The sequence below is a fragment of the Allobosea sp. NPDC055332 genome, from assembly GCF_053645455.1.
Genome location: NZ_JBSHMO010000001.1, coordinates 655,027 through 679,378 on the forward strand (window position 1 = coordinate 655,027; position 24,352 = coordinate 679,378).

26 protein-coding genes and 1 pseudogene are annotated in these 24,352 nt (G+C 65.7%); 16 read left to right on the top strand and 11 right to left on the bottom strand.

The genetic code is table 11. The features are described from left to right. The first annotated feature begins 147 nt into the window (after positions 1-147). The 4 genes from ACWIGM_RS03325 to ACWIGM_RS03340 all read left to right on the top strand — a co-directional run bounded on the left by ACWIGM_RS03325 (position 148) and on the right by ACWIGM_RS03340 (position 3,963). Entirely contained in the window at positions 148-1,293 is a 1,146-nt protein-coding gene (locus ACWIGM_RS03325; protein WP_454024500.1) for an alpha-hydroxy acid oxidase, read from the top strand. Between the two features lie 158 nt (positions 1,294-1,451). Beyond that, on the top strand, positions 1,452-2,021 hold the full coding sequence (locus ACWIGM_RS03330) for a TetR/AcrR family transcriptional regulator (protein WP_454024501.1): 570 nt from the start codon (positions 1,452-1,454) through the stop codon (positions 2,019-2,021). An 83-nt stretch (positions 2,022-2,104) separates the two neighbouring features. Beyond that, positions 2,105-2,986, top strand: coding sequence for an SDR family NAD(P)-dependent oxidoreductase (locus tag ACWIGM_RS03335; protein ID WP_454024502.1), 882 nt, complete (start codon positions 2,105-2,107; stop codon positions 2,984-2,986). Continuing rightward, positions 2,983-3,963 (top strand): SDR family oxidoreductase, encoded by a 981-nt coding sequence (locus ACWIGM_RS03340; RefSeq protein ID WP_454024503.1) that lies wholly within the window; start codon positions 2,983-2,985, stop codon positions 3,961-3,963. Before ACWIGM_RS03335 ends, ACWIGM_RS03340 begins: the two co-directional genes overlap by 4 nt. Before the next feature lie 41 nt (positions 3,964-4,004). On the opposite strand, the gene ACWIGM_RS03345 is transcribed toward ACWIGM_RS03340, so the two are convergent. The 7 genes from ACWIGM_RS03345 to ACWIGM_RS03375 all read right to left on the bottom strand — a co-directional run bounded on the left by ACWIGM_RS03345 (position 4,005) and on the right by ACWIGM_RS03375 (position 10,094). Beyond that, entirely contained in the window at positions 4,005-5,159 is a 1,155-nt protein-coding gene (locus ACWIGM_RS03345; protein WP_454024504.1) for a PcfJ domain-containing protein, read from the bottom strand. A 272-nt stretch (positions 5,160-5,431) separates the two neighbouring features. Further along, a complete protein-coding gene (locus tag ACWIGM_RS03350; protein ID WP_454024505.1) occupies positions 5,432-5,749 on the bottom strand; it encodes a hypothetical protein in 318 nt (105 codons plus the stop codon). A 182-nt stretch (positions 5,750-5,931) separates the two neighbouring features. After that, a complete protein-coding gene (ettA, locus tag ACWIGM_RS03355) occupies positions 5,932-7,584 on the bottom strand; it encodes an energy-dependent translational throttle protein EttA (protein WP_454024506.1) in 1,653 nt (550 codons plus the stop codon). Between the two features lie 207 nt (positions 7,585-7,791). Then, a complete protein-coding gene (locus ACWIGM_RS03360; protein ID WP_454024507.1) occupies positions 7,792-8,052 on the bottom strand; it encodes a hypothetical protein in 261 nt (86 codons plus the stop codon). 83 nt (positions 8,053-8,135) lie between these two features. Further along, complete coding sequence (locus ACWIGM_RS03365; RefSeq protein WP_454024508.1) at positions 8,136-8,549, bottom strand: helix-turn-helix domain-containing protein; 414 nt, start codon at positions 8,547-8,549, stop codon at positions 8,136-8,138. A gap of 121 nt (positions 8,550-8,670) precedes the next feature. Beyond that, on the bottom strand, positions 8,671-8,898 hold the full coding sequence (locus ACWIGM_RS03370) for a hypothetical protein (protein WP_454024509.1): 228 nt from the start codon (positions 8,896-8,898) through the stop codon (positions 8,671-8,673). Further along, entirely contained in the window at positions 8,895-10,094 is a 1,200-nt protein-coding gene (locus ACWIGM_RS03375) for a GNAT family N-acetyltransferase (protein WP_454024510.1), read from the bottom strand. Before ACWIGM_RS03375 ends, ACWIGM_RS03370 begins: the two co-directional genes overlap by 4 nt. A 130-nt stretch (positions 10,095-10,224) precedes the next feature. On the opposite strand from ACWIGM_RS03375, the gene ACWIGM_RS03380 reads away from it, so the two are divergent. Then, positions 10,225-11,268, top strand: coding sequence for a LysR family transcriptional regulator (locus ACWIGM_RS03380; protein WP_454024511.1), 1,044 nt, complete (start codon positions 10,225-10,227; stop codon positions 11,266-11,268). A 55-nt stretch (positions 11,269-11,323) separates the two neighbouring features. Further along, the gene (locus tag ACWIGM_RS03385; RefSeq protein WP_454024512.1) at positions 11,324-11,536 is read left to right on the top strand and encodes a hypothetical protein; all 213 of its coding nucleotides are present in this window, start codon (positions 11,324-11,326) and stop codon (positions 11,534-11,536) included. Between the two features lie 144 nt (positions 11,537-11,680). Here ACWIGM_RS03385 and ACWIGM_RS03390 read toward each other — a convergent pair whose 3' ends face one another. Then, entirely contained in the window at positions 11,681-12,730 is a 1,050-nt protein-coding gene (locus ACWIGM_RS03390; RefSeq protein ID WP_454024513.1) for an aldo/keto reductase, read from the bottom strand. A 98-nt stretch (positions 12,731-12,828) separates the two neighbouring features. Here ACWIGM_RS03390 and ACWIGM_RS03395 point away from each other — a divergent pair, with 98 nt between their 5' ends. The 7 genes and pseudogenes from ACWIGM_RS03395 (at position 12,829) to ACWIGM_RS03425 (ending at position 19,899) form a co-directional block, all read left to right on the top strand. After that, positions 12,829-13,743, top strand: a complete 915-nt coding sequence (locus ACWIGM_RS03395) for a LysR family transcriptional regulator (RefSeq protein WP_454024514.1) — start codon at positions 12,829-12,831, stop codon at positions 13,741-13,743. Positions 13,744-13,860: 117 nt separating this feature from the next. Continuing rightward, positions 13,861-14,667, top strand: a complete 807-nt coding sequence (locus ACWIGM_RS03400; protein WP_454024515.1) for a FadR/GntR family transcriptional regulator — start codon at positions 13,861-13,863, stop codon at positions 14,665-14,667. Beyond that, a pseudogene (locus tag ACWIGM_RS03405) lies at positions 14,627-15,171 on the top strand (TRAP transporter small permease). Before ACWIGM_RS03400 ends, ACWIGM_RS03405 begins: the two are co-directional and overlap by 41 nt. Further along, positions 15,168-16,451, top strand: coding sequence for a TRAP transporter large permease (locus ACWIGM_RS03410; protein ID WP_454024516.1), 1,284 nt, complete (start codon positions 15,168-15,170; stop codon positions 16,449-16,451). The pseudogene ACWIGM_RS03405 and the gene ACWIGM_RS03410 overlap by 4 nt, the downstream one beginning before the upstream one ends. Before the next feature lie 54 nt (positions 16,452-16,505). Further along, on the top strand, positions 16,506-17,519 hold the full coding sequence (locus tag ACWIGM_RS03415; RefSeq protein ID WP_454024517.1) for a TRAP transporter substrate-binding protein: 1,014 nt from the start codon (positions 16,506-16,508) through the stop codon (positions 17,517-17,519). A 128-nt stretch (positions 17,520-17,647) separates the two neighbouring features. Then, a complete protein-coding gene (locus ACWIGM_RS03420; RefSeq protein ID WP_454024518.1) occupies positions 17,648-18,844 on the top strand; it encodes a mandelate racemase/muconate lactonizing enzyme family protein in 1,197 nt (398 codons plus the stop codon). Positions 18,845-19,092: 248 nt separating this feature from the next. Continuing rightward, positions 19,093-19,899, top strand: coding sequence for an MBL fold metallo-hydrolase (locus ACWIGM_RS03425; protein ID WP_454024519.1), 807 nt, complete (start codon positions 19,093-19,095; stop codon positions 19,897-19,899). Between the two features lie 3 nt (positions 19,900-19,902). Here ACWIGM_RS03425 and ACWIGM_RS03430 read toward each other — a convergent pair whose 3' ends face one another. Further along, positions 19,903-20,643: an SDR family NAD(P)-dependent oxidoreductase gene (locus ACWIGM_RS03430; RefSeq protein WP_454024520.1), complete on the bottom strand. Its 741-nt coding sequence runs from the start codon at positions 20,641-20,643 to the stop codon at positions 19,903-19,905. Between the two features lie 100 nt (positions 20,644-20,743). On the opposite strand from ACWIGM_RS03430, the gene ACWIGM_RS03435 reads away from it, so the two are divergent. Together ACWIGM_RS03435 and ACWIGM_RS03440 are read left to right on the top strand one after the other, a co-directional pair. Further along, positions 20,744-21,355 carry a TetR/AcrR family transcriptional regulator gene (locus ACWIGM_RS03435; RefSeq protein ID WP_454024521.1) on the top strand — a complete coding sequence of 204 codons (612 nt, stop codon included), beginning with the start codon at positions 20,744-20,746 and terminating at the stop codon, positions 21,353-21,355. 111 nt (positions 21,356-21,466) lie between these two features. Beyond that, entirely contained in the window at positions 21,467-21,790 is a 324-nt protein-coding gene (locus tag ACWIGM_RS03440) for a hypothetical protein (RefSeq protein ID WP_454024522.1), read from the top strand. A gap of 7 nt (positions 21,791-21,797) precedes the next feature. Here the strand turns inward: ACWIGM_RS03440 and ACWIGM_RS03445 are convergent, their stop codons facing one another. Further along, entirely contained in the window at positions 21,798-22,682 is an 885-nt protein-coding gene (locus ACWIGM_RS03445; protein ID WP_454024523.1) for an AraC family transcriptional regulator, read from the bottom strand. On the opposite strand from ACWIGM_RS03445, the gene ACWIGM_RS03450 reads away from it, so the two are divergent. Then, positions 22,681-23,091 (top strand): DUF2000 family protein, encoded by a 411-nt coding sequence (locus tag ACWIGM_RS03450; protein ID WP_454024524.1) that lies wholly within the window; start codon positions 22,681-22,683, stop codon positions 23,089-23,091. The genes ACWIGM_RS03445 and ACWIGM_RS03450 overlap by 2 nt on opposite strands. A gap of 233 nt (positions 23,092-23,324) precedes the next feature. On the opposite strand, the gene ACWIGM_RS03455 is transcribed toward ACWIGM_RS03450, so the two are convergent. Continuing rightward, positions 23,325-24,335, bottom strand: a complete 1,011-nt coding sequence (locus tag ACWIGM_RS03455; RefSeq protein WP_454024525.1) for an aldo/keto reductase — start codon at positions 24,333-24,335, stop codon at positions 23,325-23,327. Between the last annotated feature and the right edge of the window lie 17 nt (positions 24,336-24,352).

A 24,352-nucleotide genomic window follows, 5' to 3' on the forward strand; every position in this document is an offset into this window, starting at 1 on the left:
CCGCCCGGCTCAACCGCTGCCATCGCCGCATCGCGATGAACAGGGCCTGAAGCAGGGCCGGAATGCTCCGGTGCGCAGCCTCCGCGGTTGCCTCCCGTCCCGTTCCATGCGACCGGGGACACGAAGAAAACGCGGGATTTGGCGACCATGGCCCAGCCTTTGACCATCGAAGATCTGCGCCTGCTGGCGAAGCGCCGCGTGCCGCGCATGTTCTACGACTATGCCGATTCCGGCGCCTGGACCGAGGGCACCTACCGCGCCAACGAAAGCGATTTCGCCGGGATCAAGCTGCGCCAGCGCGTCGCCGTCGACATGACCAACCGCACGCTGGCGACGACCATGATCGGCCAGGATGTCTCGATGCCGGTCGCGATCGCACCGACGGGGCTCACCGGCATGCAGCACGCCGATGGCGAGATTCTCGCCGCCAAGGCTGCCGCCAAGGCCGGCATTCCCTTCACGCTCTCGACCATGAGCATCTGCTCGATCGAGGACATCGCCGAGAACACCGACAAGCCGTTCTGGTTCCAGCTCTATGTGATGCGCGACCGCGACTTCATCGGGCGCCTGATCGACCGCGCCAAGGCGGCCGGCTGCTCGGCCCTGATGCTGACGCTCGACCTGCAGATCCTCGGCCAGCGCCACAAGGATATCCGCAACGGCCTCTCCGCCCCGCCCAAGCCGACGCTCGCCAACCTGATCGACCTCGCCTTCAAGCCGCGCTGGTGCATGGGCATGCTCGGCACCAAGCGCCGGAGCTTCGGCAACATCGTCGGCCATGCCAAGGGCGTCGGCGACCTCTCCTCGCTCTCCTCCTGGACCGCCGAGCAGTTCGACCCGACGCTGAGCTGGGACGACGTCAAGTGGATCAAGGACCGCTGGGGCGGCAAGCTGATCCTGAAGGGCATCCTCGACGCCGAGGATGCCGAGCTCGCGGCCCAGAGCGGCGCCGACGCGCTGATCGTCTCCAACCATGGCGGGCGCCAGCTCGACGGCGCGGTGTCCTCGATCGCGGCCCTGCCCGGCATCGTCGAGCAGGTCGGCGGGCGCATGGAGGTCTGGATGGATGGCGGCATCCGCTCCGGCCAGGACGTGCTGAAGGCGGTGGCGCTCGGCGCCCGCGGCGTGCTGATCGGCCGCGCCTTCCTCTACGGCCTCGGCGCCATGGGCGAGGAAGGTGTCAAGCTCGCCCTCGACATCATCCGCAAGGAGATGGACATCACCATGGCCCTCTGCGGCAAGCGCGACATCCAGGATGTCGACGCCAACATCCTGGTGAAGGGCAAAGCCTGAGGCTTCCGGCGCTCAAGGCCCCCCTTCCAGAGCGAGAACGGCGAAGCTGGCGGGTCGGGCGCGCGCTTTGAAAAAACGAGCGCGGGCGGCCTTGACTCCAGGGTCCGCTGCATCCAGATAAATGAGCAATCACTCACTCATTCTGATCGAAGCAACCCGTGGCCCGTCCCCTCAGCGAAGCGAAGCGTGAAGCGATCCTGGCCGCCGCCTGCAAGCTGGTGGCGGAGCATGGCACCGGCGCGCCGACCGCCAAGATCGCCAGGGAAGCCGGCCTCGCCGAGGGCACGCTCTTCACCTATTTCGCCACCAAGGACGAGCTCCTCAACCAGCTCTATCTCGAGCTGAAGACCGACTTCGCCAGGCTCACCGTGCCCTCCTATCCGCGCGATGGCAGCGTGCGCGACCGCTTCGAGCACTTCTGGAACGGCTTCATCGAGTGGGGCGCGAAATATCCCGCCAAGCGCAAGGCGCTGCGGCAGCTCGCCGTCTCCGACCGGATCACCCAGGAAACCCGCAACAAGTCCGCGGTCACCTTCGCCGAGATCAGTGCCCTGTTCGAGCAGGGGCATCGCGACGGCGTGCTGAAGGACCAGCCGCAGAGCTTCATCGGCACGGTTCTCGACGCCTTGGGCACCATGACGCTCGACCTGATCGCCCAGGAGCCGAGCCGGCACGAGCACTACAGGAAGACCGGCTTTTCGATCTTCTGGGACGGCATTTCCGCCTGACATCTGCCGAGGAAGGGCCGCTTGGGCCCTTTTGATTGATTTAAATGAGCAAGTACTCACTCACAATACCGAGAGGACATCTCATGACCAAGACCTGGCTGATCACCGGTGCCTCCCGCGGCCTTGGCCGCTCGATCGCCGAAGCAGCTCTCGCTGCCGGCGACAACGTCGTCGCCACCGCGCGCGATCCCGGCCGCCTCGCCGATCTCGAGGCCCGATACCCCGACACGCTGCTTTCCTTCGCGCTCGACGTCACCGACATGGCGGCCGCGCATGTGGCCGTGACCGTCACGGTCGACACTTTCGGCCGGCTCGACGTGCTCGTGAACAATGCCGGCTACGGCCATGCCGTCGCCTTCGAGCAGACCAGCGAGGACAGCTTCCGCGCCCAGATCGAGACCAATTTCTATGGAGTCGTGAACCTCACCCGCGCCGCGCTGCCGGCGATGCGAGCCCAGCGCGCCGGCCATATCATCAACATTTCCTCGGTCGGCGCGCGCACCAGCATGCCCGGCCTCAGCGCCTATCAGTCGGCGAAGTGGGCGGTCGGCGGCTTCACCGAGGTCATCGCCAAGGAGGTCGCGCCATTCGGCGTCAAGATCGTCTCGGTCGAGCCCGGTGGCATGCGCACCGGCTGGGGCGAGATCGCCCGCGGCAACACGCCGGCCGTCATGCCGGACTACCAGCCCAGCGTCGGCGCCGTGCTCGACCTGCTGAAAGCCTATGTCGGCAACGAGATCGGCGATCCCGAGCGGATCGCCGGGATCATCCTCGACCTCAGCCGGCGCGAGACCCTGCCGGCCCATCTCGTCCTCGGCAGCGACGCCCTCTTCGTCCTCGCCCAGGCCGAGGCCGAGCGGCAGAGGCAGGCGGCGGAATGGGCGGACGTCAGCCGCTCCTCGGATTTCGTCGGGACTGATCTCGTGGCCTTGCAGAAGCTGCTCGGCGGGGAGGCTCGGGCGTGACCTGGAGCACGAAGGACATCCCGTCCCAGCAGGGCCGGCGCGTCGTCATAACCGGTGCGACGGGCGGCCTCGGCTACGAGACCGCCCTGGCGCTCGCCGCCGCTGGCGCCAAGGTGCTGTTGACCGGACGCAATCCCGCCAAGGGCGCGGACGCGCTGAAGCGCATCCGCGCCGCGGTGCCGGCAGCCGCGATCTCCTATGACGACCTCGATCTTGCCGATCTCGGCGCGGTCGAGGCCTTCACCAACAGGCTGTCCGAGAGCTGGGACGCGATCGACCTCCTCGTCAACAATGCCGGCGTGATGACGCCGCCGGCCCGGCACGAGACCAAAGACGGCTTCGAGCTGCAATTCGGCACGAACTATCTCGGCCATTTCGCGCTGACCGGCCGGTTGCTGCCGCTGCTGCGCCAGGGCGATCGCCCCCGCGTCGTCAATCTCAGCAGCGGCGCGCACCGCCTGCTGGCGGCGATCCATTTCGACGACCTGCAATGGCAGGGCGCCTACAAGCCCTGGCGAGCCTATGCCCAGTCCAAGCTCGCCATGATCCTGTTCGCCTTCGAATTGCAGCGGCGGAGCGACGCGCTCGGCTGGGGCCTGATGAGCAATGCCGCCCACCCCGGCTACGCCATCACCGACCTGCAGACCAGCGGCCCGCGACTGGGCCGCGGCGGCAGGCCCGGCATGGCCGAACGCTTCTCGTCCCTGCTCGCGCCGTTCATGTCGCAATCAGCCGCGGCGGGTGCGCTGCCCACCCTGTTCGCCGCGACCGCGCCCGAAGCGAAGCCGGCCGGCTATTACGGGCCGCAGCACATGTTCGAGCTGAAGGGCCCGGTCGGCGAAGCTAGGATCGGCAAGGAAGCGCGGGACAGCGCCGTCGCCGCCCGGCTCTGGCGGGTCTCGGAAGAACTCACCGGGGTGAATTGGCCGACCGCGCCGACCGCGCTTCCGGAACGCGAGACCGCACTGACGATGTGAGGTCTGAACTGCCGCGCCGGCAAGCTGCCGGCGCGGCGTTCTCATGATGCGAGCACGAGCCCCCTGGCTTTCGCCCATCGTTCGAGGATCGCGCGCTCGCCCGGCTGGGCCAGGCGATTCCCGAAGCCGCGCACCTGGATCACGCGGTTCTGCGGATTGACCTCGATCGTCAGCAGGCGATCGATCCTCTGATGCATGACGCGACGCAACACCCAGATCGACGCCTGGCCGGCGATGCATTTCGCGGCGTAGCTCGACACGCAATGATGCATGGCGCGGCTCTCATAGACGAGGTCCTCCGCCGAGGTGAGCTGGCGCAGAACAAAGCGCTCGCCCTTGACGACAGCCTCCCTGCTCGAAGGCTCCCAATGCCAATCGGGCAGCGGGGAGCCGTCCCATCGCCCTCCTTCCGGCGCCTGCCGAGCCCCGGGGCGGTTCATGGCGCGCCGGCGCATCGCCTCGATCCGCTCGATCGCGGCGATGTCGCGATGCCATTCCTGCATCGCCCGCCTGAGCGAAGCGAGCGTTCGCCCCTTGAGGCTGTAGCCCGCATCCCGGCGTCTTGCGGCGCTCAGGAAATCGCAGAGATCGTCGATCTCCTCGCCCGTGGTGGGCTGGCCGCAGAAGAAGCGCATCACCTCACGCCAGAACGCGATCTCCTCCCGCGGCGCTAGAGCGATCTTGGTCCTGGCGATCCGCGCAGCGACACCCGCCTCGTCCGTATAGGACAGCGCGATGGCAAAGCAGAACGCCTCCTCGAACGAAAGGTCGCCGCCGAGGCTCAGGAACGCGTGCACCTCCTTGCGCGAGAGCCAGGCGCTCGCCTCGGCCTTGTAGAGCGACGCGCCACGCGCCGCCGCGACATACCAACGCTTGCGCAGCAGGATCTCGGCCGCCGGCAGACCACTGCTGTCGAGCCAGATTCGCTCGAGATGCAGCGGAACCGGATAGTGCGCATAGAGGTACTTGGCCGCCGCGAGCCGCAGACGCGCAGCATTGCGCGTCTTCAACTGCGGACGCCACAGAGCGCCCTCGCGAACGGTCGGACCGGCGATGTCCTTGCCGACCTCGGCCAGCGCCCTCTCGAAATCCGGGGCAGGACGGACCGCGCGGCGAACCCGCCGCAGCGTCGTCTCGTAAGCTTCGATACTAAGGCGCTCGGCCTCCTGCCGGCGCCGGATCATGGACTTGGCCATGGCCGTTCATCCCAATTGGAATCCTGTCAGCCGAACGCAGATCGAGCGTCGGCACGAAACGTGTCGCTCTCGGTTGCGTTGCCATCGACAGGGCTCCTCTTGGTTGAACGGGCGGCTGCTTTAGGCCTGGTCGCGGACGGGATCAAGGCGTGTATGACGGCGAAGTTTATCGGCGGACGCAGTGTGGCGCTTGTGCATCACGTAGAGAGAGGCAGATGTGCGTCGGGGGCACCAAAGGGCTAGGCACCAGCGGTAGTGTTTTCATCTGAAATCTATTGATGCTCCGCCGCATCACGAGAAATGAAAGCGTTCAGCCCTCTCACATCATCGAAGTAGTCAATCTCTAGCGGATCCTCAGCGGAAGGCGGCGCAGCAGGATCATCCGGCAGGATAACGCGAGCGATACGCCCATCTTGAAGGCAGATCGCCATCTCGACGCGAGCACGGCAGACGCCGATCACCGTAAAGCGCAGATCCAACAAGGATTCGTTCGTCGGTAGGTATTTCCTTATCCAATCTGCCAGCACCGCTTCGATTTCGTCGGTTTCGACAGGATACCAGGGCGGCAAAAATCTCACTGCAAATCGCATAGGGCCTCGCATCGCTTCGCAACAATACGCGAGGGAGTGTGAACTGCCACCATAGCAGCCGATAGAACACTCCTTATGGAACTAGGGGCATCCGCTTGTGGCCCCCCTGCCGCAGAGCGCTCAATAAGAAGCCCGCGCCCCGTTTCCGGAGCGCGGGCTTTTTTGAATCCTCCACCAACCGCTTAGCGCGTGAACTTCTTGTACTGGATGCGCTTCGGGATGGTGCTGTCGATGCCCAGCCGCCGCTGCTTGTCTTCCTCGTAATCCTGGAAATTGCCCTCGAACCACTCGACATGGCTGTCGCCCTCGAAGGCGAGGATGTGGGTCGCGATGCGGTCGAGGAACCAGCGATCGTGGCTGATGATCACGGCGCAGCCGGCATAATCCTCCAGCGCCTCTTCCAGAGCCCGCAGCGTGTCGACGTCGAGGTCGTTGGTCGGCTCGTCGAGCAGCAGGACGTTGGCGCCGCTCTTCAGCATCTTGGCGAGGTGGACGCGGTTGCGCTCACCGCCCGAGAGCGAGCCGACCTTCTTCTGCTGGTCGCCGCCCTTGAAGTTGAAGGCCGAGCAATAAGCTCTTGAATTGATTTCTTTCTTGCCGAGATAGATGATGTCGTTGCCGCCCGAGATCTCTTCCCAGACGTTCTTCTTGTCGTCGAGCGAGTCGCGGCTCTGGTCGACATAGCCGAGCTGGACGCTCTCGCCGATCTTGATCGTGCCGGCATCAGGCTTCTCGACGCCGGTGATCATCTTGAACAGCGTCGTCTTGCCGGCGCCGTTGGGGCCGATCACACCGACGATGCCGCCCGGCGGCAGCTTGAAGGTGAGCCCGTCGATCAGCAGCTTGTCCTGAAAACCCTTCGACAGGTCCTCGAAGTCGACGACGTTGTTGCCGAGCCGCTCGGCGATCGGGATGATGATCTGGGCAGTGTCCGGCCCCTTGTTCGAGGCCTTCTGCACCAGCTCGTCATAGCGCTGGATGCGGGCCTTGCTCTTGGCCTGGCGCGCCTTCGGCGAGGCGGCCATCCACTCGGCCTCGCGCTCCAGCGTCTTCTGGCGCGAGACGTCCTCGCGGCCTTCCTGGGCGAGGCGCTTCTGCTTCTGCACCGACCAGGCCGAGTAATTGCCCTCATAGGGGATGCCCTGGCCGCGATCGAGCTCGAGGATCCAGCTGGTGACGTTGTCGAGGAAGTAGCGATCGTGGGTGACGATCAGGATCGCGCCCGGATAGGTGCGCAGGTGCCCTTCGAGCCAGGCGGTGGTCTCGGCGTCCAGATGGTTGGTCGGCTCGTCGAGCAGCAGCAGTTCCGGCTGCTCGAGCAGCAGCTTGCAGAGCGCGACGCGGCGGCGCTCGCCGCCCGAGAGCTTGCCGACCTGCCAGTCGTCCGGCGGGCAGCGCAGCGCGTCCATCGCCTGGTCGACCTTGGAATCGAGATCCCACAGGCCCTTGGCCTCGATCTCGTCCTGGAGATTGGTCATCTCGTCGGCGGTCTCGTCCGAATAGTTCATGGCGAGCTCGTTGTAGCGGTCGAGGATCGCCTTCTGCGGGCCGACGCCGAGCATGACGTTCTCGCGGACGGTGAGATTCTCGTCGAGCTTGGGCTCCTGCGGCAGGTAGCCGACGCGCGCGCCCTCGGCGACCCAGGCCTCGCCGGTCCACTCCTTGTCGAAGCCGGCCATGATCTTGAGCAGGGTCGACTTGCCGGCGCCGTTGACGCCGAGCACGCCGATCTTGGCATCCGGATAGAAGGAAAGATGGATGTCCTTCAGGACCTGCTTGCCGCCCGGATAAGTCTTCGACAGGCCGCGCATATGGTAGATGAACTGACGAGACATGGGGCGTGCGGGCTCCGCTTGCGACTGGCGTTCGGGCTTTGGGGAAATCTGGCCGCTAGATAGGCGACGAGGCCGCGGAAGGCAACGGCTGGCCGCGGCCCGCTGCCGCAATCCTGGCTTGAAAATGCCAGGCGGGGTGGCTCAGCATGCCATATCTAGCAGGCTGGAATCCTTCATCCGGCTGCCTGCTCGCCCGAGCCGTCGACGTCACCTCTGGCAGGCTCGCCAATGCATGGCGGCCGGATGCCGCGTCGGCAGTCTGTCCGCGCTGATGACATCGTTCTCTTGCCACCAGTAGCTGCCGACACCGTTTTCCGTCAGCCGGCTGGCGCCGACGATGACTCGCTGAAGCACGGGCGCAGTGCGGATCTCCCGCCAGGGGCCGTGCGCGGCAGCCGCAAAGGCCTCCGCCCCGTCAATAAAATAGTGATGCCTATGATTGGCACGCGGGTAGTCTTCGCTCGACATGGCGAACTCCCCTCGCGATTGATCGTGTGATGCGATCTGGCCTACGAGGGACCGCGCTGCCTGAAGGTCGTCGGCTCCGGAGCTTAGCTCCCGTCTTTCTGGCCTTCTTCTGCCAGGACCTCTGCCAGATCGACAAGTCGACGGCGGACGTTCTGGTCCTTGATCTTCGCGAACGCCTTGTTCAGCTGAACGCCCTGCGAAGTCATGGTGAATTCAAGGACCGCCTCGGGGTTCGCATTCCTGGCTTGCTCCAGGGCTCTCGCCGGCTGAGACATTCCATGGAAGAAGAAGGCGACATCGGTCTTCAGCAGATCGGCGATTTGCTGGAGACGGCTGGCGCTGATCCGATTGGACCCCTTTTCGTACTTTTGGATCTGCTGGAAGGTTACCCCTAGGGCAGAGCCAAGCCGTTCCTGGCTGATGCCAGCAACCATCCGTTGCATTCGCACGCGACTGCCGACGTGGCAGTCAATCGGGTTCGGATTCTTCTTGCTCATTGGCAACTCCCCGCTCCACTGAACAGGAACTTTGCGGCTCCGTCTACCGCGCAGGAAGCTTCGACAGGAGAGAGGCAGGAGAGGCTCTGAACAGATCGGTCCAGAGCCTCCCCCTCCCCCCTCACGACTGCAGGCGAACGACCACCCCATCATCGATCGCCCGCAGCAGCGACAGCTCGTGCAAGGCCAGGCCGAGATACATGGCCAGGGAGGGGCTGAGCTTGCGCGCCTGCGGCAGGAGATAGGCGACCATCGTCGTGATGGCGGCGAGTTCCTCCTCCTGCGTAGGCTCCCGCTCGATCGCGATCAGGCTGTCGGACATATCGCGCTCGGCAACAGGATCGCTCATTGGCTTTCTCCCCAGGTCTCGTAGGCGCCGGGGCGGTCCCATTGTCCCTCGCGGCGGACGAGGACGAGCCCACCGGAATCTGGGGTCAGCCGCTCAACCGGCGGGTCGGTCACCAGGTCGATCTCGTGGTAGACCTCGTCGGTGACGTGCGTCAGCCCTTCATCGGAGCGCTGCGTGAAGCCGAGATGCTTCCACAGCTTGATGTAGGGGTAGGACGCCTGGCCATAGAATCGGCTGTACCCCTTCATCTGCGCGAAGGCGATGGCAGCACGCGCCAGCTTGAAGGCCAGGCCGCCGCGGTGCTGCGGGATGACCGCAAGCCGCTCGAGCTTCACGAAATCGGCGAAGTAGCGGATCCGGATGCAGCCGGCCGGCTCGTCGCCGACATAGCCGATCAGGTGGGTCGCCGAGAGGTCGTTGCCATCCATGTCGTCATAGACCGGCAGCATCCGCTCGCCGACATAGGCTGCGCCGCGGATCGAGGCGGCAACCATCAGCTCATGAACCGTGTGCGCGACCTTGATGCCGAGCTTCTTCGGATCGGGCGGGTTCGGCACATAGCTGTCATAAACCGGCCGGTCCGCCGCGGGGTCCGGCGGCACCAGCGTCATCATATTGGGATTGACCCAATGCTTGTGGCTCGCGCCCTGCTTGAAGCCGGAGCTCAGAAACAGGCTGTGCGCGGTCGGCGTCGCCGCGATGCAGTACATCGGCAGTCCGCGCAGCCGCGTCGAGGTGAAGCGGTCCATCACCAGCGACAGGCCGCCGAGAATGTTCGGCTGGGCGTAGACCAGCCAGTGATAGATCGCCGCGGGCCGCTCGTGCTGCCGGCAAATGTAGCGAAGGTCCGGATCGCCGCGATCCAGCCTGCCGTCGAACAGGGCGTCGTGACCATCGGCGTTGAGAGGCAGATGGCACCAGAAGCCCAGTGAATCATTGCCGGGTTTCTCTCGCCAAGCGCCGCGATTGAAGGCAACAATAGTCTCCGGATTATAGCGAAACACCTTCATGACGACATCGATGGGTGCCAACTTCATAATATATGAAGTAGCATTTTCGAGAAGATGAGTGATTATTTCCTCGGTCGGAGTATAACAGATTATCCCCTTGCCATATTTCTCCGAGTTTAACCCGAGAAGATTTCTCATCTTGCGATGAGATACCTTCTTCCCAACTGGCACAGTGTGAATGCCCATGGCCCGCGCCCCCAAGTTGAGTGAGAGGAATTCTCACGAACACTCAGACAGTACCAGCGATTCAGAGGCTCGGCTGCATCGGAAAACGACGCAGGTGCACTCAGAAGTGACACAGTCTAAGCTCGCGCCCATGGCAGCGCTGGACTGGGATGACGTCCGGATCTTCCTGGTGCTGGCCGAAGTGCGCAGCTACCGGGAGGCTGGACGCATCCTCGAGCGAGGCGTCCACAATCTGCGGCTGCGGTTCGAGGCGTTCGAGCAAACGCTGGGACGCGCCCTCTTCGTCCGGACCCATAACGGCCTGGTATTGACGCCCGAAGGCGCGGCGCTGCGCGAACAGGCGGAGGTCATGTACAACGGCGCCCGCCGCCTCGCCGCTTCGGTGGCCAATGCGAAGGATCAGCGCCGCGGGGTTCGGATCGGTTGCACGGAAGGTCTCGGCTCGTTCTGGATCGTGCCGCGGCTGCTGGAGCTGGTTGAGAAAGAGAAGGACATCACAGTCTATCTCAATTGCGAGGTCGCCCAGCAGGACGTTGCCAATCTTGCGGTGGACTTTTCCATTCAGTTCGAGCGGCCGAGCAATCCGGATCTGGTCGTGGTTCGGCTGTGTTGGCTGCATGTCGTGCTCTTCGCCAGCCAGGAATATGTGCGCAAGAACGGCAAGCCCATGAGCAAAGCCGAGATCGACAACTTCAACGTGCTGGAGATTTCCGGCGCGCAGATCTGGAGCCACGCCTTGCGCCTGGATGAGCACACCAGGCCGAAGGACGAGTTCGTGCGCTTCGGCACCAACACCGCTTCGGCTCAACTGATCGGCGTGAAGCGTGGTGGAGGCCTGACCGCCATTCCAACCTATAGCGAGACGATCACGACCGGTCTCGTGCACGTGGCCGAGGATTGGCTGTTGACCCGGGACGTCTGGCTCGTCTGCAACCGTCAGGTGATGGATCAGCCGCAGGTGCGCAAATGCATCACTTATATCCGCGACGTCTTCAACCCGGCGCGCTTCCCCTGGTTTCGAAAGGACTATATCCCGCCAGCGGAAATCCGCCGCTTCATCGAGGAGCACGAGCTCCAGGCGCTGTTCGAAGGCTACTCGGATTACAGCGACTTACCGGCCGACCCTGCTTACGAGCTTCCTAGCGACCCGGTCTTTGACGCCGAGGTGGCGTAGCGTCAGCAATTTTGCCATAACAACCTCCGGCTGAGTTTGCCTGGCCGAGGCACGCATGACAGAGCGCGATCCACTGACCGTCGTCGCCGAAGAGCTCCCCAAGCTGGCGGATTCGGTGAAGAAACTGAAACACCCGATGTTGGAACTGTTGCTTGACCGGGCAGAGGCAGAACTGACCACCCTGGCGGGATCTCGCCACGATCAGGCATGCCTCGGTGCACGCCAGGATACCCCGCAGCAGTCGCAAGAGTCGGGGACGACACGCTGACTTGAACCGCAGAGGTGCGATTCAAGTTGCCGATCTTTGAAATGGCTGCGCCATCCGGGTTCGGTCGAGCGCTTGCTTTTCGTAGCCCGGATCCTTCGATCGCGATCACTGAGGCCTTTCGGCCCCAGCGATCGCAAAGCCCGCTCAGCGCGGCCGAATGTCGAGCCCGCCGCTGACGATCGCTTTGGTCATCGGCCGGGCCAGGAAGTCATGCGGGAAGCCGAGATCGATCGCGCTCGCCGCCTGCAGCCGCGCCCGCTGCCCCTCGTCGAGGGTTACCTCCAGCGCCCCGAGATTGTTTTCGAGTTGGGCGAGCGTGCGCGCCCCGATGATCGGCGCCGTCACGGCCGGATTGAGCAGCGTCCAGGCCAGGGCGACCTGCGCCGGTGAATGATCGGTCTCGCTCGCGACGTCTTTGACGACATCGGCGATGGCAAGGCCACGCTCGGTCAGCGCGCCATTGCCGGCGGCGACATCGCGGCGCGTTCCTTCGGCAGCCGAGCCGCTCGGCATCTGGCCGAGATCGGCGCGGCTGTATTTTCCGGTCAGCACGCCGCTGGCCAGCGGCGACCACGGGATCACGCCGAGCCCGAGCTCCGCCGCCATCGGCACGACGTCGCGCTCGACCGTGCGCTCGATCAGATTGTACTCGACCTGCATGGCGACCAGCGGCGCCCAGCCGCGCAGATCGGCGATCGCCTGCATGCGCGAGGCCTGCCAGGCCGGGATGTCGGAGAGCCCGAGATAGAGCACCTTGCCGGCGCGGACGAGATCGTCGAAGGCGCGCATGATCTCCTCGACCGGTGTCGTGAAGTCCCAGGCGTGGAGGTAGAACAGGTCGACATAATCGGTGCCGAGCCGCTTCAGGCTGTCCTCCAGCGAACGCACCATCGCCTTGCGGTGGTTGCCGCCCGAATTCGGGTCGCCCGGCCGCATCGGCAGCGTGTACTTGGAGCTGTCGCGCCGTCCCTTGGCGAATTCCCCGACGAAACGCTCGGACGTGCCCTCGGTGTACCGGTTGGCCGTATCGATGAAATTGCCGCCGCGCTCGACATAAGCGTCGAAGATGCGGCGGGCCTCAGCCTCGTCAGCACCCCAGTTCCAGTCGGTGCCGAAGGTCATCGTGCCGAGCGCGAGCGGCGAAACCCGCAGGCCCGAGCGGCCGAGCAGGCGGTAGGACGAAAGAGTGGTCATGGGCAGCTTCCTGTCTTGCAGTTGCCGGACAATGCCCACTCACGATCATCGCGATAATGCGATAAGATCAAAGTATACTCTTTGGAAATGAGAGCATAATGCGCGGCAGCGACATCGCCGAACTCAGGGCCTTCGCGGCCGTCTGCGAGCATCGCAGCTTCACCCGCGCCGCCGCCTATCTCGGCATGTCCGGCTCGGCCCTGAGCCAGGTCATCCGGACGCTGGAGGAGCGGCTGGGCACGCGCCTGCTCCACCGCACCACCCGCTCGGTCGCCCCGAGCGAAGCGGGAGAACGCCTGCTCGCCGGCCTGTTGCCGGCGCTGCGCGATCTGGAAGCGGCGGTGCTCGCAGTCACAGCCCGCGATGGCGCACCCGCCGGCCGCCTGCGCATCAACAGCAACCGGATGGCGGCGCTGCACCACATCGCGCCGCTGATCGGCCCGTTTACCGAGGCCTATCCGGGGATCAGTCTCGACATCACCATCGACGATACGCTGATCGACATCGTCTCTGGCGGCTTCGATGCCGGCATAAGGCTCGGCGAGAGCCTCGATCGCGACATGGTCGCCGTCCGGCTCGGTGGGCCATTGCGGCTCGTGGCGGTAGCGTCACCGGACTACTGCGCCCGTCATGGCCAGCCCGGAACGCCGCATGACCTGCTGCAGCATCGCGGCCTCAACACGCGCTGGCCGACGGATGGCAGCCCCTATCGCTGGGAGTTCGAGCGCGACGGCGAAGCGCTGGAGATCGCCGTGCCTGGCCAGGTCATTACCAACGAAGCCGAAATACTGGTCCGGGCCGCCTGCGACGGCGCCGGCATCGCCTATCTGCTCGACCGGCAAGTCGAGCCCTTCCTCGCCTCGGGTCAGTTGATCCATCTGCTGCCGGACTGGTCGCCACCCTTTCCCGGCTTCTATCTCTACTATCCCAGTCGCCGGCAGATGCTGCCGGCGCTGCGCGCCTTCATCGATTTCGCCACGGCGGCCGACCGGGCCAAACCGCCGGCGAAATAGGCGGTTTCGTCCGCCGGCATCCGCCCTGCAACCTGCCCTTCCCCCTGATTTTCTCGCTCCATCCACAGGAAGCCACTGGCTGCTTGCGACTCAATCATATGATGATATGATCTATGTATGGCTCGCCCTTCGAACTTCCATGCGCATCTCGTCGACCGGCTCGGCCGGGAGATCGTCTCCGGCCAGATCGGGCTCTCCGGCACACTGCCGCGCGAGGATGAGCTCTGCGCGCATTTCGGCGTCAGCCGCACCGTCATCCGCGAGGCGACCAAGACGCTGCAGGCGCTCGGGCTGATCGTCACCGGCCCGCGCGTCGGCTCGCGAATCCAGCCGGTCTCGGCCTGGCGCCTGCTCGATCCGCAGGTGATGGGCTGGATTTCCGACGCCGACATGGCGAGCGGCTTCCAGCGCGATTTGCTCGAACTGCGCGGCATGATCGAGCCGACAGCCGCCGGTCTCGCCGCCGAGCGCGGCACCGACGAGCAGATCGCCGAGATCGGCGCGGCGATGGCAGCGATGACGGCGGCGGACGACAAGCCCGCCCACGAGACCGCCGACTACCGTTTCCACGAGGCGATCCTGGAAGCCTCCGGCAACCTGCTGCTGATCCAGCTGAAGCCGATCCTGCACGCCGTGCTGAAGGCCTCGTTCGGCCTCTCCATGCACGACCATGAGCGCGCGAGGGCCTCGCTCGCGATCCACCGCGTCGTCACCGACGCCATCCTCGCCCGCAATCCGGAGCGGGCGCGGCGGACCATGTCGGAGCTGATCGCGGTCGCCCGCGCCGACATGGAAAACGCGGCCCGTACCAAGACCGAAGCGCCCAGATCCGAAGCGCCGAAGAGCGCCGGAATATCAACAACAGACCAACGGGAAACGTCCAATGCTGCGTCACGCCGAAAGGTGGGTCTTACGCGCGCTTGAGTTCAGCCTCGTCGCCCTGCTCGCCGGCATGGTGGTGATGGTGTTCGGCAATGTCGTGCTGCGCTACGCGTTCAATTCCGGCATCGACGTGTCGGAGGAATTGTCGCGCTATTTCTTCGTCTGGCTGACCTTCATCGGCGCCGTCGTGGTGATGCGCGAGAACGGCCATCTCGGCGTCGACAGCCTGGTCGGCGCGCTCGGCGACGAGGGCCGCCGGCTCTGCATGATCGCCAGCGACGCCATCGTGCTGGTCTGCTCGCTGATGCTGCTCGACGGCACCTGGAGCCAGCAGGCGATCAACCAGACCTCCGTCGCCCCGGTCACCGGCATCAGCATGGCCTATGTCTACGGCGTCCTGTACTTCGCCGCGCCGGCATCGCCCTGATCACGCTCGGCCGCCTGTTCCGCGCTCTGACCGGCAGGCTCGGCCCTTATGAACTTGCCGAATTCGCCGGCGACTACAGCGCCAGCCCCTCGCATAACCTCAAGGGGCATCTGGAATGACCGTCGCCGTCTTCCTCGTCTCGCTCTGCGGAGCGATGGCGCTCGGCATGCCGATCGCCTTTGCACTGATCGTCTGCGCCGTCTGCCTGATGCTCTGGCTCGGCGTCTACGACACCCAGATCATCGCGCAGAACATGATCATCGGCGCGGATTCCTTCCAGCTTCTCGCCATCCCCTTCTTCCTGCTCGCCGGCGAATTGATGAATGCCGGCGGCCTCTCGAAACGCATCGTCAACTTCGCGCTCTCGCTGGTCGGCCATCTCCATGGCGGCCTCGGCTATGTCGCGATCTTCGCCGCGATCATCATGGCTTCGCTCTCCGGCTCGGCCGCGGCCGATACGGCGGCGCTCGCCTCGATACTGCTGCCGATGATGCGCAGCGCCGGCTATGATGTCGGCCGCTCGGCCGGGCTGATCGCCTCGGGCGGCATCATCGCGCCGATCATCCCGCCCTCGATCGGCTTCATCGTCTTCGGCGTCGCCGCCAATCTCTCGATCACCAAGCTCTTCCTCGCCGGCGTCTTCCCCGGCCTCTTGATCGGTCTCTCGCTGGTCATCGCCTGGTGGATCGTCTGCCGCCGCGACACGATCACCGTGCTGCCGCGCAAGACCGGCGCCGAGCGCCTGAAGGCGACCTGGGACGGTTCGCTCGCCCTGCTGATGCCGATCGCGATCCTCGGCGGCATCCGCTTCGGCATCGTCACGCCGACCGAGGCGGCGGTCGTCGCGACCGTCTATGCGCTGATCGTCGGCATGTTCGTCTATCGCGAGTTGAAGGTCCGCGACCTTTACCGGGTGACGCTGCTGGCGGCGAAGACGACCAGCGCCGTGATGCTGCTCGTCGCGGCGGCGGTGGTCTCGGCCTGGCTGATCACACAGGCCAACATCCCGGCCGAGCTCTCCTCGCTGCTCGAGCCCTTCATGGGCAACCAGACCGTGCTGATGATCATCATCATGCTGCTGGTCATGGCGGTCGGCACCGCACTCGACTTCACCCCGACGGTGCTGATCCTGACGCCGGTGCTGATGCCGATCGTCAAGCAGGCCGGTATCGACCCGATCTATTTCGGCGTCCTCTTCATCATCAACAACGCCATCGGCCTGATCACCCCGCCAGTCGGCATCGTGCTCAACGTCGTCTGCGGCGTCGCCCGCGTGCCGATGAGCGCGGTGATGCGCGGCGTCTGGCCGTTCTTCATCGCCCAGACCATCGCGATGTTCCTGCTCGTGCTGTTCCCGCAGCTCGTGATGGTGCCGCTCGCCTGGCTGAGCGGCCGCTGAGACCAGCCTGCCCGTCGAACATCAAACCAAGAAACCAGTACCAGGGAGTAGACCATGACCAGGACGGCCCGCCTTCTTTCGCTCGTCGCCGGCGTCGCGCTCGCAGCCTTCGCCAGTTCGGCGCAGGCGCAGATCAAGGAGCGCAACATCCGCGTCTCCAACGGCATCAACGAGGATCACCCGGTCGGCAACGGCGTCGCCAAGATGAAAGCCTGCATGGCCGAGAAGTCCGGCGGCAAGCTCAAGCTCCAGGCCTTCTGGGGCGGCGCGCTCGGCGGCGACCTGCAGGCGACGCAGGCGCTGCGCGCCGGCACGCAGGAAATGGTGATCACCTCCTCCTCGCCGCTGGTCGGCATCATGCCCGAGCTCGGCGTCTTCGACCTGCCCTTCCTGTTCACCGACGAGAGGGAGGCCGACGCCATCCTCGACGGCGCCTTCGGCAAGTACATCGCCGACAAGCTGCCGGGCTTCGGCGTGGTCAACCTGGCCTATTGGGAGAACGGCTTCCGCAACCTCACCAATTCGAAGCGCGCCGTGACCAAGGCCGAGGAGATGACCGGGCTCAAGGTCCGCGTCATGCAGAACAACATCTTCCTCGACAGCTTCAAGACCATGGGCGCCAATGCGACGCCGATGGCCTTCGGCGAAGTCTTCGCCGCGCTGGAGACCCATGCGATCGACGGCCAGGAAAACCCGCTCGTCACCATCGACACCTCGAAGCTCTACGAGGTGCAAAAATACCTGACGCTGACCCGACACGCCTACACGCCGTTCCTGATGCTCTATTCCAAGAAGCTCTGGGATCAGCTCTCGGCCGAGGAGCAAAAGGTGCTGAGCGACTGCGCCATCGTCGGCCGCGACGAGGAGCGCAAGGTCTCGCGCGAGCTCAACGACAAGTCGCTCGCCAATCTCAAGGCCAAGGGCATGCAGGTCAGCGAGGTCAGTGCCGACGAGCTCGGCAAGATGCGCGAGAGCACCCAGGCCGTCTATCAGCGCCACCAGGCGACGATCGGCAAGGACACGATCGAGCGCATCCAGGCCGACCTCGCCAAGCTGCGGGGGAAGTGAGCCCGTCTGTCCAAGCCGTCATGGTCGGGCTTGACCCGACCATCTCGGAAACCAGCGCCCTCTGGTCATGAGATTCTCGGGTCAAGCCCGAGAATGACGCCTCCTGTTCCAACCACTCCGGACCACCCATGAAGATCACCGCCCTCGAAACCATCCGCCTCGCCGAGTTCGGCAACCTCGTCTGGGTGCGCCTGCACACCGATGACGGGCTCGTCGGCCTCGGCGAGACCTTCATGGGCGCGGCCGCGGTCGAGGCCTATCTGCATGAGAGCGTCGCGCCCAAGCTGATCGGTCAGGACCCGCTGCAGATCGAGGCCCGCAACGCCAGCCTGAACAACTATCTCGGCTGGCGCGGCTCGGGCGTCGAGACGCGCGGCAACTCGGCCGTCGATCTCGCGCTCTGGGACATCTACGGCAAGGCGATCGGCCAGCCGGTCTCGATCGCGCTCGGTGGCCGCTCCCGCGACACCATCCGCACCTACAACACCTGCGCGGGTTACAAATACATCCGCGACGCCCGCTCCCAGAAGGTGGCGAACTGGCATGTCGGCGAGCAGGGTGGGCCCTACGAGGACCTCGAAGGCTTCCTCTACCGGGCCGACGAGTTGGCCCATTCCCTGCTGGAGCAGGGCATCACCGGCATGAAGATCTGGCCCTTCGACATCGCCGCCGAGCGCACCGCCGGCTGGGACATCTCGCCCCAGGAGCTGAACACGGCGCTGGAGCCCTTCCGCAAGATCAGGAAGGCGGTCGGCGACAAGATGGACATCATGGTCGAGTTCCACTCGCTGTGGAGCCTGCCCATGGCGAAGAAGCTGGCCGAACGCCTCGCCGAATTCGACACCTACTGGCACGAGGACCCGTTCCGCCTCGACAACGTCCAGGACCTCGGCGAATACGCCCGCCATTCCAAGGCCTGGGTCTGTGCCTCGGAGACGCTGGCCTATACCCACTCCTTCCGCGACTATCTCGAGACCAAGGCGGCCGGCGTCGTCATGCTCGACCTGTCCTGGTGCGGCGGTCTCTCGGAAGCACGCAAGATCGCCGGCATGGCCGAGGCCTGGCACACCCCGGTCGCGCCGCATGACTGCACCGGGCCCGTCGTTTACGCCGCGTCCTGCCATTTCTCGCTGCATGCCCGCAACGCGCTGATCCAGGAATCGGTGCGCGCCTTCTACACCGGCTGGTACACCGAGCTCGTCACCGATCTCCCGGTGACGAAGGACGGCATGATCACCGTCTCGGAAGCGCCGGGCCTCGGCCTTGAACTGCTGCCGGGCCTGGAGAAGCGCGCAGACGCGATCGTGCGGGTGAGCAAGGGCTGAGAGGCCTCAATCTCTCCCCCGTCATCCTGGACAAGCGGCGAAGCCGCGCAGCTCCGGGATCCATCGTAGGGCGCCGGAGCTCTACGATGGATCCCTGGCCGAGCTTCGCTCGCACAGGATGACGAGGGTCGTTCTGTGTGAAGTCATCACGATCTAGAAGCCTCGCGCTTCACAAACCCGCCAGCCGGCTTTCCGCGGCCCGGCTTTTGCGGGAAGCTCCTCGCGCGGTGAACCGTGAGGAGCTCATCATGACGGTTGCGACGATGCTATGGCGACTTGGGATCGCCGCCATCCTCGCGACCGGGTTCGCCGCCCCTGCTTTCGCCCAGGCGAACGAACCCGGTTGCCGACCGGAAATGGCGAGTTATCGCCTGCCGATCCAGCGCGTGAACCTCGGCAAGGACGAGGTGCGCCTCACCTTCGTCGGCCACGCCACCTTCCTGATCGAGACGCCCGGCGGGGTGAAGGCGGCGACCGACTACAATGACTATGTCCGCCCGCCGGTGACGCCCGACATCGCGACGATGAACAAGGCGCATTCGACGCATAATTCACGCGCGCCCGACCCTGCCATCAAGCAGGTGCTGCCGGGCTGGGACCCCTCCGGCCGGGGCGCCGCCCGGCACGACGTCACGTTCGGCGACATGCGCGTGCGCAATGTCCCGACCAATATCCGCTCCTATGGCGGCGACACCGATTATGACGGCAATTCGATGTTCGTCTTCGAGATCGGCGAACTCTGCATCGCCCATCTCGGCCATCTCCATCACCCGCTCGAACCCGGCCATCTGCGCGCGCTCGGCCGGGTCGACATCGTGCTCTTCCCGGTCGACGGCAGCTATACGCTCGACCAGGAAGGCATGCTGGAGGTGCTGAAAGCCGTGCAGGCCCGGGTGATGATCCCCATGCACTTCTTCGGCGGCGGCACCCTCAACCGCTTCCTCGCCCGTTCGCAGGACCTCTGGCCGGTCGAGCGCCGCGACCGGCCGCAGATCGTGCTGTCGAAGGCGAGCCTGCCGGCCAAGCCGACGATCATCGTCCTGCCGGGGCACTGAACGTCAGGTGTTCACCCCGCCATCGATCGCGATCCCGGCGCCGGTGATGAAGCGGCCCTCCTCGCTGGCGAGATAGGCGATCAGGCCGGCGATGTCCTCGGCCTTGCCATAGCGCGGGATCGCCATGCGCAGGCGCTGCGCCTCGGCATGGTCGCCGTCGGCCGGGTTCATGTCGGTATCGGTCGAACCGGGATGCACGACGTTGACGGTGATGCTACGCGGCCCGAGATCACGGGCGAGAGCCTTGGTGAAGCCGATCAACGCCGCCTTGCTCATCGCATAGAGCGCGATCCCAGGTTCCGTCACGCGCTCGGCCAGGCAGGAGCCGGTGGTGATGATCCGCCCGCCATCCGGCAGGTGCCTGGCGGCCGCCTGCGAGGCGACGATCACTGCCCGGACATTGACCGCGATGACCTTGTCGATCTCGTCGAGAGCCCAGCTGCCGACTTCGCCATAACTCCAGATGCCGGCATTGTTCACGAGGATGTCGAGCCCGCCGAGCTCCGCAGCGGCCTTGTCGACCGCCTCCGTCAGCGCCGCCGCATCGGCACTGTCGGCCTGCAGCACCACCGCCTTGCGTCCGAGCGCCCGGATTTGCGCCGCCACAGCCTCGGCCTTGTCGCGGGCGCGTTCATAGGTCAGCGCCACATCCGCCCCGTCCTGCGCCAGCCGGAGCGCCGTCGCCGCGCCGATGCCGCGGCTGCCGCCGGTCACCAGAGCCTTCTTGCCTGCCAGTTTCGTCATGGGCCACCGTATCTGTAGTGATTGATACATATATCGATGACTCGCTTGCCCCGACGCGTCAAGCGATTTATTTATCAGTCGCTACAGAAAGGTGACGATCATGGCCGAACGAGGCCGCCCTCGCGCTTTCGACCGGGGAAAAGCCCTCCACCGGGCTATGCTGCTGTTCTGGGAGAAGGGCTATCAGGGCACGTCGATGAGCGAGCTCACCGCGGCGATGGGCATCAATGCGCCCAGTCTCTACGCCTGTTTCGGCAGCAAGGAGGCGCTCTATCGCGAGACGATGGCGCTCTACGACGACTACGAAGGCGGCGGCTTCGGCGCCGCACTCGCTGCTGCCCCGGGCGCGCGCGCGGCAATCGAGACCTATCTGATGGGGTCGGCCAGACTCTTCACCCGCCCCGGCAAACCGGCAGGCTGCATGGTCGTGCTCTCCGTCATCCAGGCTGCCGGAGTGAGCGAGGAGGCCGCCAGCGAACTGCGCGACGCCCGCGCCGAGATGCAAGCTCTGCTGGAGGCCCGATTGCGGGCCGAGGTCACGAAAGGCGCGCTTCCCGCGTCGTGCGACATCTCAGCCATCGCGTCCTTCTACATCACGGTGCAGCAGGGCATGTCGATCCGCGCGCGTGACGGGGCGACCCGCACCGAGCTCGAAGCCGTGGCGCAAGGGGCGATGTTGGCCTGGGACGGGTTGGCCGGAACGCGGGCCTGAAGTCGCAGCAGGCTGTGATATCCGCTTAACTCCTTGCTCAGCCTGATCCCATGTCTCGCTGGGCGGGGCGGACCCGCTCGGGCACACTCCTGGCGTGCAATGGAGTCTGGCATGATCCGTCGTCTCGCCATCGCCACTCTCGCCCTGGCGTTGCTTCCGGCCAGTGCCGAAGCCGCCAAGTTCCGCTTCAGCGGCAGCCGCTCGCACGCCACGCAGGCGAGCCCGGGCCATCGCGACGGCTCCCAGGTCGTGGTGACGCCGACGCTGCGCAGCCGCCAGACGGACAGCGCAGCCGCAAACCAGCCCCTGCGCATCGCGGCTCCCACCGCGCTCGCGGCCACCGAGACTGCCGAGTTGCGCGGTACACAGCCGGCGGAGTCGCGCATCTGGTGCCGCTCGCAGGTCGTCGTCGGCGGCTTCTGCGTGGTGAACTGAGCCGCGCTCAGGCGGCTTCCGGCACGCCGCCAACCTGCATCGCCCGCCAGCGTCCGGGAGACTGGCCATAGGCGCGCCGGAAGTGCCGGGTCATATGGCTCTGATCGGCGAAGCCGCTCGCGGCAGCCGCCTCGGCCAGCGCTTCGCCCTGCCTGATCAGCAACCGCGCCCGCTCCAGCCGGCGCATCACCAGGTAATGATGCGGGCTGGTGCCGTAGCGGCGGCGGAATTGCCGCGCCAGCGCATAGCGATCGAGCCCGGTGATTCCCTCCAGCATGGCGGAATCGATCGCCTCGTCGCGGCTTTCGCTGAGGAAATCGCGCGCCTGCTCGCAGGCCCGCATCGCCTGCGTCTCCGCGCCGGTGGGCGCACAGGATGGATCGAGCTTGAGCAGCGCCTCGGCCAGCGCCCCGACCGCGGCATCGCGTTCCAGCGGCTCCAGCCCATGCTCGACATCGCCGAGCAGGCCGACCAGCGCCCGCATCAGGCTGCCATCGCGGCAGACGGCGTTGCCGATGAACGGGATCGCACTGGCGCGCCCGGCGAGCGCCGCCATGATCAGCCCGGGCTCGACATAGGCCATGCGGTAGCGAAAGCCGCTCTCGATCCCGGCCCGGCCATTATGCAATTCGTCCGGATGCAGGACGATTAGGTCGCCCGGCGTCGAATCCCGCTGCGCGCCGCGATAGTCGAAGCTCTGCACCCCGCTGATCGTGTAGCCGATCGCATAGGTGTCGTGCCGGTGGGTGTCATAGGCATGGCCGCTGAAGAAGGCCTCGATCCGCTCGATGCCCTCCCCGTCCGGCGCGGTCCGGATCCAGTCGCCGGGCGATGCGAGCGCGCACGAACGTTCAAGACCGGCCGGCTCGGCGGGCTCTATCGCTGTCGTCATGCGCTTCGACACCAAGATTGCCATCATCGTCCATGAAGAGCTCGCCGCCTGGCAGAAGCTCAACGTCACCGCCTTCCTGTCCGGCGGGCTGGTCGCCGCCGCGCCGGAACTCGGCGGTCAAGCTTACCGCGACGGCTCGGGCAAGGTCTACGGTCCGCTGGTGCGCCAGCCGATCCTGGTCTTCGCCGCGACCTCCGCCGACCTCACCCGCGTCCTGCGGCGCGCCGGCGAGGCAGGCCTGACGCCCTCGCTCTATACCAGGGAGCTGTTCGCGACCGGCCATGACGAGGCCAATCGCGCCGCGGTCGCAGCCGTCGCGACGGATGCGCTCGACCTGGTCGGGATCGCGCTGCATGGCGAGCGCAAGGCCGTCGACAAGGCGATCAAGGGGCTGAAGCTGCATCCGTGAGAGGCAGCAATCCCCTCTCCCCTTGCGGGAGAGGGTTAGGGTGAGGGGTCGCGCGGGCTTTCCGTCATGCTCGCCCTTGTGGCGAGCATCCACGTCTTGAACACTGCAGCCGACCATTGAAGCGAAGACGTGGATGGTCGGGACAAGCCCGACCATGACGCGGAACCGTCGCGCGACCCCTCATCCGGCCCTTCGGGCCACCTTCTCCCGCAAGGGGAGAAGGGAAAGAGCCCTCACCCCGTCCGCGCCAGCCGCCCCTCCAGCGGATAGGCCGGATCGCTGTAGCCCGGCGTCGAGGGATGGCCGGCTGGCACGAGGCTGTCGACCAGCGCCTCGTCCGCGGCGGTGAAATCGGCTGACAGCGCCGAGAGATAGCCCTGCCATTGCTCCATGGTCCGGGGGCCCGCCACGGCCGCGGTCAGGAGCTTGTTGTTCAAGACCCAGCGGACCGCGAACTGCACGGGGCTCAAGCCCCGCGCCGCGGCATGGTCGCGGATCGTGCGGGCGATCACGAGCGATTCCTCGCGCCATTCCGTCTGCATCAGGCGCTTGTCGGCCCGCCCGGCCCGCGTGCCTTCCGGCGGCGCCTGGCCGGGCTCGTATTTCGCCGTCAGCACCCCGCGCGCCAAAGGCGAATAGCTGGCAACGCCGAGGCCGTAATAGCCGCAGGCCGGCAGATGCTCGACCTCCGGCATGCGGTTCATCGCGTTGTAATAGGGCTGGCTGACCACCGGCCGGTCGATGCCGAGCTCGTCGCAGAGCCGGCAGATCTCGGCGACGCGCCAGCCGCGGTAATTCGAGACGCCGAAATAGCGGATCTTGCCGGCCCGCACGAGGTCGCCGATCGCCCGGATCGTCTCGGCCAGCGGCGTCCCATGGTCTTCCTTGTGCAGGTAGTAGATGTCGATGAAGTCGGTGCCGAGCCGCTTCAGGCTGGCATCGCAGGCTTCGAGCAGCCATTTGCGCGAGAGCCCGCGCTGGTTCGGCCCCTCGCCCATCGCATTCGCCGCCTTGGTCGCCAGCACCCAGCCCTGGCGGTTGCCGGCGATGGCGCGACCGGTGATCTCCTCCGAGCGTCCTTCGGCATAGACATCCGCCGTATCGATGAAGTTGATGCCGGACGCGGCGGCACTGTCGATGATAGCCCGCGCATCGGCCTCCTCGGTCTGCGCGCCGAACATCATCGTGCCCAGGCACAGCGGCGAGACCTTGAGGCCGGAGCGGCCGAGCGCGCGATAATCCATGACGATCTCTCCTGAGC